Annotated in this window: 6 protein-coding genes; all 6 read left to right on the forward strand. The window is 32.6% G+C overall.

Going from position 1 to position 7,822, the window contains the following annotated elements; genetic code table 11:
• The first annotated feature begins 46 nt into the window (after window positions 1–46).
• Complete coding sequence (locus ACY2RX_RS11790; RefSeq protein ID WP_490104194.1) at window positions 47–2,875, forward strand: WD40/YVTN/BNR-like repeat-containing protein; 2,829 nt, start codon at window positions 47–49, stop codon at window positions 2,873–2,875.
• 61 nt (window positions 2,876–2,936) lie between these two features.
• Window positions 2,937–3,554, forward strand: coding sequence for a DUF6973 domain-containing protein (locus tag ACY2RX_RS11795; RefSeq protein WP_490104188.1), 618 nt, complete (start codon window positions 2,937–2,939; stop codon window positions 3,552–3,554).
• A 199-nt stretch (window positions 3,555–3,753) separates the two neighbouring features.
• Window positions 3,754–4,416, forward strand: coding sequence for a succinate dehydrogenase cytochrome b subunit (locus tag ACY2RX_RS11800; protein ID WP_490104189.1), 663 nt, complete (start codon window positions 3,754–3,756; stop codon window positions 4,414–4,416).
• 12 nt (window positions 4,417–4,428) lie between these two features.
• Window positions 4,429–6,441 (forward strand): fumarate reductase/succinate dehydrogenase flavoprotein subunit, encoded by a 2,013-nt coding sequence (locus ACY2RX_RS11805; RefSeq protein ID WP_490104190.1) that lies wholly within the window; start codon window positions 4,429–4,431, stop codon window positions 6,439–6,441.
• Window positions 6,442–6,463: 22 nt separating this feature from the next.
• On the forward strand, window positions 6,464–7,204 hold the full coding sequence (locus tag ACY2RX_RS11810; protein ID WP_490104195.1) for a succinate dehydrogenase/fumarate reductase iron-sulfur subunit: 741 nt from the start codon (window positions 6,464–6,466) through the stop codon (window positions 7,202–7,204).
• A 133-nt stretch (window positions 7,205–7,337) separates the two neighbouring features.
• Window positions 7,338–7,613: a transposase gene (locus tag ACY2RX_RS11815; protein WP_490104191.1), complete on the forward strand. Its 276-nt coding sequence runs from the start codon at window positions 7,338–7,340 to the stop codon at window positions 7,611–7,613.
• The last annotated feature ends 209 nt before the right edge of the window (window positions 7,614–7,822 follow it).

A 7,822-nucleotide genomic window follows, 5' to 3' on the forward strand; every position in this document is an offset into this window, starting at 1 on the left:
AATACAAATGGTAATTTCATCACTTCAATTGAAACAATCCAACTTTATGAAGTCTTTTTTTCAGTTACTAACTTTATGTTTTTCAGTAACAATTTTTGCACAAGCACCAACAAACTCTGAGGTAATTAAACAGTCTTTAGATAAGAAATCTAAAATGATGAAATCATCAATAGTAAAAAATGTAGAATTTACCAATATTGGTCCCACTGTAATGAGTGGGCGTGTTGCAGATGTTGCTGTAAATCCTAATAATCCTACAGAATTTTATGTAGGTTATGCTTCTGGTGGTTTGTGGTATACCAAAAATAATGGCACAACTTTTACGCCAGTTTTAGACAACTCTCTAACTCAAAATATAGGAGATATTGCTGTAGATTGGAAATCAGGAACCATTTGGGTAGGTACAGGTGAGAAAAATTCATCACGTTCTTCTTATGCTGGTATAGGAATGCTAAAATCTACAGATGGAGGAAAAACCTGGAATAATGTTGGGCTCACAGATTCTCATCACGTAAGTAGAATAATTATCAACCCAAAGAATACAGACGAAGTTGTGGTTGGTGTTATTGGTCATTTATACTCTCCAAATAATGAAAGAGGCGTTTTTAAAACTACAGATGGTGGTAAAACTTGGTCAAAAACCTTATTTATAAATAAAGATACAGGTATTATTGATGTTGCTTTTGCGCCAAATAATTTTAATGTAATGTATGCAGCTTCTTGGGAGCGTGAACGTAAAGCTTGGAATTTTGATGGAGATGGAAAAAATTCATCTATCTATAAAAGTACAGATGCAGGAAATTCTTGGACAAAAATTGCTGATAAAAGCGGATTCCCAATAGGAAATGGAGTGGGCAGAATAGGTTTAGCTGTTTTTAATGAAAACACAGTATATGCTTTGCACGATAGCCAATTTAGAAGACCAAAAGATAAAAACAAAAAATCTTCTGATGTTTTAACAAAAGAAGATTTTAAAACAATGTCTTCTGCTAATTTCTTAAAATTATCAGATAAAAAATTAAATGTTTTTTTAAAAGATAATGGTTTTCAAGAAAAATACAGCGCAGAAAATGTAAAACAAATGATACGTGTTGGCTCTGCAAACCCCATAGATTTGGCTAAATATTTAGAAGATGCTAATGCTATGTTGTTTGATACGCAAGTTATTGGTGCAGAAGTTTTTAAAACGACAAATGGAGGTAAATCTTGGACAAAAACGCACGAGGGCTATTTAGACGATTTATACTATTCTTACGGATATTATTTTGGAGAAATAAGAGTAGACTTGCAAAACGAAAATGCAATTTATGTGTTAGGCGTTCCAATCATAAAATCGAAAGATGGAGGTAAAACGTTTACTTCTATCAGCAAAGAAAATGTGCACGCAGACCATCAAGCTTTGTGGATAAACCCTAAAAAATCGGGTCATATTTTAAACGGAAATGATGGTGGTTTAAACCTAACTTACGATGATGGAAAAAGCTGGATAAAACTAAATGACCCAGCTGTGGGTCAGTTTTATACTGTGTATGCAGACCATCAAAAAAACTATAAAGTGTATGGTGGCTTGCAAGACAATGGTGTTTGGGTTGCCAATCATAATGCAAAAATAGATAAAGGTTGGCAACAATCTGGGCAAAATCCTTACGAATCTATTATGGGTGGAGATGGTATGCAAATTCAGGTTGATGATAGAAACCCAAACATTGTCTACACAGGTTATCAATTTGGAAACTATTTTAGAATTGATAGAGCATCTGGCAAAAAAAAATACATTCAACCCAAACACACTTTGGGCGAAAATCCTTACAGGTTTAACTGGCAAACCCCAATTCATTTATCAAAACACAACCAAGATATTTTGTATTTAGGCGGTAATAAATTACATCGTTCTTTAAATAAAGGTGATGATTGGCAAACTATTTCAAGTGATTTAACCACAGGTGGAAAAAAAGGAAATGTTGCTTACGGAACTTTAACAACAATTTCTGAAAGTCCGTTTCAATTTGGTTTGATTTATGTAGGTTCTGATGATGGATACATCAACTTAACAAAAAACGGTGGTGGAAGTTGGACGCGTATTTCTAACAACTTACCACAAAATTTATGGGTGTCTAGAGTGGTGGCATCAAAATTTAAAAAAGAACGCGTGTATGCAACTTTAAACGGTTATCGTTTTGACGATTTTACAACCTATATTTATAAGTCTGATGATTATGGACAAAGCTGGACAAACATTAGCAGCAACATACCAACATCACCAGTAAATGTCATAAAAGAAGATGCTGAAAACGAAAATATTTTATATGTGGGTACAGATAATGGATTGTATATTTCTTTTAATCAAGGAAAATCTTACCAAGCATTTAGCAATAATTTACCCAATGTAGCTATGAATGATTTGGTAATTCAACCCACTGCAAAACACTTAATTGTAGGTACGCATGGAAGAAGTTTGTACAAAGCAAATATTGCTCATTTACAAAAAATGACTAAAGATATTTTAGCAAAATCTACGCATATTTTTAATATTGATGATATAAGAAAAAGTAGCAGATGGGGAAGTTCACGGAGCCAGTGGAGAGATGCTTTTGAGCCAGAAATTAGCATTCCTTTTTATGTTAATTCTGATAAAAAGACAACTATAAATATTTATCATAAAGATGTAAAAGTAAACGCTATAATTGTGGATGCAACTAGAGGTTACAACCAAGCAAATTTTGATGTTTCATTTTCTAAAAAAGGTAAAAAATTTTTTCAAAAAGCAAATAAAAAAGTGAAGCTAAAAAAAGCTAAAAACAATAAATATTATTTACCTAAAGGAAAATACATTGTTAAAATTGATGATGTTAAAAGTAAGTTTGAGATAAAATAAAACAGCAAAGTACAAGACCTCACAGGTTTTAAAAACCTGTGAGGTCTAAAAATTACCAATTATGAAAAAACCCTTTTTATTGTTAGTATTTACAATTTCTATTTCAATGAATGCACAAACCAAAAACAAAGGCTTTTTTGATCTTTCTGGGCCTAAAAGAATTTGGGTTTTGTTTCATCCTTTTAAGGCAAAAAAATCTTTAAAAATTTCTAAAGAAGCAAATAAAGTTGCAGATTCTATTGCTAAAACAAATTTATTAGATGGAGATGCTGCTGGCGGTCAAGTAGATGCGTTTAGACACGCTTATTGGATGGCACGTTTGCGTCAAGAAATTGGTTTACGTGCTGCTCGTTCTTTAGGAAAAGCCCATGAAAAAGAAAACTATTTAACCTACAAAAAAAGAAAATTAGAAGACGGAGTTGTACCTGACAAAATATCCTCAGAAATGGATTTACATAATAATGAAGAGGGTTTAAAATTAATTACTAGAGGAAGCAAAGTTTCTAAAAAAGGATTGATTTACAGAATTGTAAACGCTATTTATGCAGGAAAAATGAAAATCATTAAAAAAGACAAAAAAGGGCGTTTTTTAACTCGAAAAGGAAAAATTATTTCTAATATATCATTAAAAGGAAAATGGGAAAATGAGAAATGTTTAGTGGGCTCTAATAAGGTTTAAATTTATTATTTATTGATAATCAATTTGTTATTGAATTAAAATGCAATGTTTTTACTGATTTTTATCATTAAAATAGAAAATGTTTTTTGTTATGAGACTTCGTTTTTATAATTATTCTAAATAAAGAGAAACGATTTATTTTTTTTGTGAGTCCATTCATTTCGCCGTAAATTTGTTATAAATTTTAACTAATTATACAATGAGCGGATTTTTCAAATCTTCGATTGGAAGAAAGATAGCAATGGCGCTTTCTGCTTTCTTCCTGATGTTTTTTTTAATCATACATTTAGCGGTAAATATAACATCACTCTTTAGCGAAAACCTTTTTAATGAATTATCCCATTTTATGGGTACAAATCCTTTAGTACAGTTTGCTTTACAGCCTGTATTAGTTTTTGGAGTTGTTTTTCACTTTGTAATGGGTTTTATTTTAGAGTTAAAAAACAAAAAAGCACAAGGAGTTTCTTATGCTAAAAACAATGGTGCTGCAAATTCTACTTGGATGAGTAGAAATATGATTTATAGCGGATTGGCAATTTTAGCCTTTATTGTGCTTCACTTTATAGATTTTTGGATTCCAGAAATTAATCATAAATATATAGCTGCTTTACCAGAAGATCCAACAAGATATTTTCATGAGTTGCAAGAAAAATTTGTTCCAATGTGGAGAGTTGCAATGTATGTTATTGCATTTGTGTTCTTAATTTTACACTTATTACATGGGTTTACATCGGCTTTTCAATCTATGGGAGCTACAGCCGGCAGAAAGAAAACATTACAAACAATTGGTAAAATATACTCAATAGTTATTCCTTTAGGATTTATAATTATTGCTCTTTATCATCATTTTAGTCACCATTAATCTTATATAATTATGGCTTTAAATTCAAAAGTACCAAAAGGTCCAATTAAAGATAAATGGACAACTTACAAAGACCAAATTAACTTGGTAAATCCTGCCAACAAACGTCATATAGATGTTATTGTGGTAGGTACAGGATTGGCAGGAGGTTCTGCTGCTGCAACATTAGCAGAATTAGGATACAATGTAAAAGCATTTGCGTATCAAGATTCTCCAAGAAGAGCCCATTCAATTGCGGCTCAAGGAGGAATTAACGCAGCAAAAAATTATATGGGAGATGGAGATTCTACCTATAGATTATTTTATGATACTGTAAAAGGAGGAGATTATCGTTCTCGTGAAGCAAACGTATATCGTTTGGCAGAAGTATCCGCAAATATTATAGACCAATGTGTGGCACAAGGAGTTCCTTTTGCGCGCGATTATGGTGGTTTGTTAGACAACCGTTCTTTTGGTGGTGTTTTAGTTTCTAGAACTTTTTATGCAAAAGGACAAACAGGTCAGCAATTATTATTAGGTGCTTATTCTGCAATGAACAGACAAATTGCGCGTGGTAAAATAGAAATGTTTAACAGACACGAAATGTTAGATGTTGTGATTGTTGATGGTAAAGCAAGAGGAATTATTGCAAGAAATTTAATTACTGGAGAAATTGAGCGTCATTCTGCTCATGCTGTTGTAATTGGTTCTGGAGGTTATGGAAATGTATATTTCTTATCAACAAACGCAATGGGATCTAATGCAACTGCAGCTTGGAAAATCCACAAAAAAGGAGCCTATTTCGCAAATCCTTGTTATACACAAATTCATCCAACATGTATTCCACGTTCTGGAGATTATCAATCTAAATTAACGTTAATGTCAGAATCTTTAAGAAATGACGGACGTATTTGGGTGCCAAAAAAGATGGAGGATGTTTTAGCAATTAGAGAAGGTAAGAAAAAACCAACAGATTTATCTGAAGACGAAAGAGATTATTATTTAGAAAGACGTTATCCTGCATTTGGTAACTTAGTGCCACGTGATGTTGCATCAAGAGCAGCAAAAGAACGTTGTGATGCTGGTTATGGTGTAAATGCAACAGGTGAAGCTGTTTATTTAGATTTTGCTGCAGCTTTTGAACGTTATGGAAAAGAGCAGGCTAAGATTCATAATATATCTAATCCATCAAAAGAAAAAATAAAAGAATTAGGGCAAGCAATTGTTGAAGAAAAATACGGGAATTTATTCCAGATGTATGAGAAGATTGTAGATCAAAATCCGTATGAAACTCCAATGATGATTTATCCAGCTGTACACTACACAATGGGTGGTGTTTGGGTTGATTATAATTTGATGACAACCATTCCTGGATGTTATTGTATTGGTGAAGCAAACTTCTCTGATCACGGTGCAAACAGGTTAGGAGCATCTGCATTAATGCAAGGTTTAGCAGATGGTTATTTTGTGTTGCCATATACAATTGGAGATTATTTAGCTGATGATATTAGAACTGGTAAAATTCCAACAGATTCTGCTGAATTTGATCAAGCAGAAAAAGATGTAAAAGATAGAATTGATTTCTTTGTAAATAATAAAGGAACAAAATCTGTAGATTATTTCCACAAAAAACTAGGTAAAGTTATGTGGGATAAAGCAGGTATGTCTAGAAATGCAAAAGGTTTAGAAGAAGCTATTACAGAAATTAAAGAAATTCGTGAAGAATTTTGGAAAGAGGTAAAAGTTCCTGGAGGAAAAGACGAAATGAATCCTGAATTAGAAAAAGCGGGTAGAGTTGCAGATTTCTTAGAATTAGGAGAATTATTTGCTAAAGATGCTTTAGTAAGAGCTGAGTCTTGTGGAGGTCACTTTAGAGAAGAATCTGCAGAAGAATCTGGTCCACAAAAAGGAGAAGCAAAACGTAATGATAAAGACTTTGCTTATGTTTCTGCTTGGGAATATAAAGGAGAACCTTCAGACGCAGTTTTACACAAAGAAGAATTAGAGTTTAACGATATTGAATTGAAACAACGTTCATATAAATAAGAAAGATATGTCAGGTAAAGGAATGAATTTAACGTTAAAAATTTGGAGACAAAAAGACTCAAATTCAAAGGGTCAAATGGTCGATTATAAAGTAACTGGTATTTCAGAACATATGTCTTTCTTAGAAATGATGGATGTTTTAAATGAACAATTAGTAAATGCTGGTGAAGAACCTGTTGCTTTTGATCATGATTGTAGAGAAGGTATTTGTGGTATGTGTTCTATGTACATTAATGGAGAAGCACATGGACCAGACAGAGGTATTACAACTTGTCAGTTGCATATGCGTATGTTTAATGATGGAGATACCATTACAATTGAACCTTGGAGAGCAGCAGCTTTTCCTGTAATTAAAGATTTAATTGTTGATAGAATGGCTTTTGAGCGCATACAGCAAGCAGGAGGTTATATTTCTGTAAACACATCTGGTAATACACAAGACGCAAACTCATTACCAATTTCTAAACACGCTGCAGATGAAGCTATGGATGCTGCAACATGTATTGGTTGTGGAGCTTGTGTTGCAACTTGTAAAAATTCTTCTGCTATGCTATTTGTAGGTGCAAAAGTTAGCCAATACGCATTATTACCACAAGGGCAAGTAGAAGCTGCAGACCGTGTTAAAAATATGGTAGCTCAAATGGATTTAGAAGGTTTTGGAAACTGTACAAATACAGGAGCTTGTGAGGTGGAATGCCCTAAAGGAATTTCTTTAGACAACATTGCAAGAATGAATAGAGAATTGATGAAAGCTAATATTTAAACTATTCTTATACTAGACTGTTAGCGAAACAACCTAAAAACGGCAGTATCCAAAAAACTGTGTAAATAGAAAACTAGGAGGGTTTTAAAACCCTCCTAGTTTTTTTATTAATTTTAAAAACACACAGTTTATTATGAAAGATTTAAAACAACAATTTTTAAACAGCGGTCTTCTAAATGGTGTAAAAACCGAGCTAGAATTGACACAATTACTAAAACAACTTCATAGCACAGCTTTGGAATCTATGTTACAAGGTGAATTAGAAGCTCATTTAGGCTATCCTAAAAATAAAACTAGTGAGAATACTAATAGTTGTAATGGAAGCACATTAAAGCATATTAAAACAGAATTTGGAAAAAGCCAAATAGAAGTTCCCAGGGATAGAGACGGTAGTTTTGAGCCATTGTAGTACCCAAACACAAAAGCAATTCTTTATCTGTAGAAAACATCGTTATTTCTTTATACACTAAAGGAATGAGTCTTTCAGACATTGAAGATGAATTACAAGAAATCTATGGATTTAAACTCTCTATATCCACTATGGACTTGCAACTAAAAGTCGGACAAATTTTCTAAGACCTATGCTACATATTTGAATTGATTAATTTCTTGTTCAAC

Source organism: Polaribacter sp. 2405UD43-2, from assembly GCF_058147125.1.

Excerpts from the sequence above, each read along its gene's own strand:
- ACY2RX_RS11790 (WP_490104194.1), top strand. The coding sequence starts at position 47 with ATGAAGTCTTTTTTTCAGTTACTAACTTTATGTTTTTCAGTAACAATT.
- ACY2RX_RS11795 (WP_490104188.1), top strand. The coding sequence starts at position 2,937 with ATGAAAAAACCCTTTTTATTGTTAGTATTTACAATTTCTATTTCAATG.
- ACY2RX_RS11800 (WP_490104189.1), top strand. The coding sequence starts at position 3,754 with ATGAGCGGATTTTTCAAATCTTCGATTGGAAGAAAGATAGCAATGGCG.
- ACY2RX_RS11805 (WP_490104190.1), top strand. The coding sequence starts at position 4,429 with ATGGCTTTAAATTCAAAAGTACCAAAAGGTCCAATTAAAGATAAATGG.
- ACY2RX_RS11810 (WP_490104195.1), top strand. The coding sequence starts at position 6,464 with ATGAATTTAACGTTAAAAATTTGGAGACAAAAAGACTCAAATTCAAAG.
- ACY2RX_RS11815 (WP_490104191.1), top strand. The coding sequence starts at position 7,338 with ATGAAAGATTTAAAACAACAATTTTTAAACAGCGGTCTTCTAAATGGT.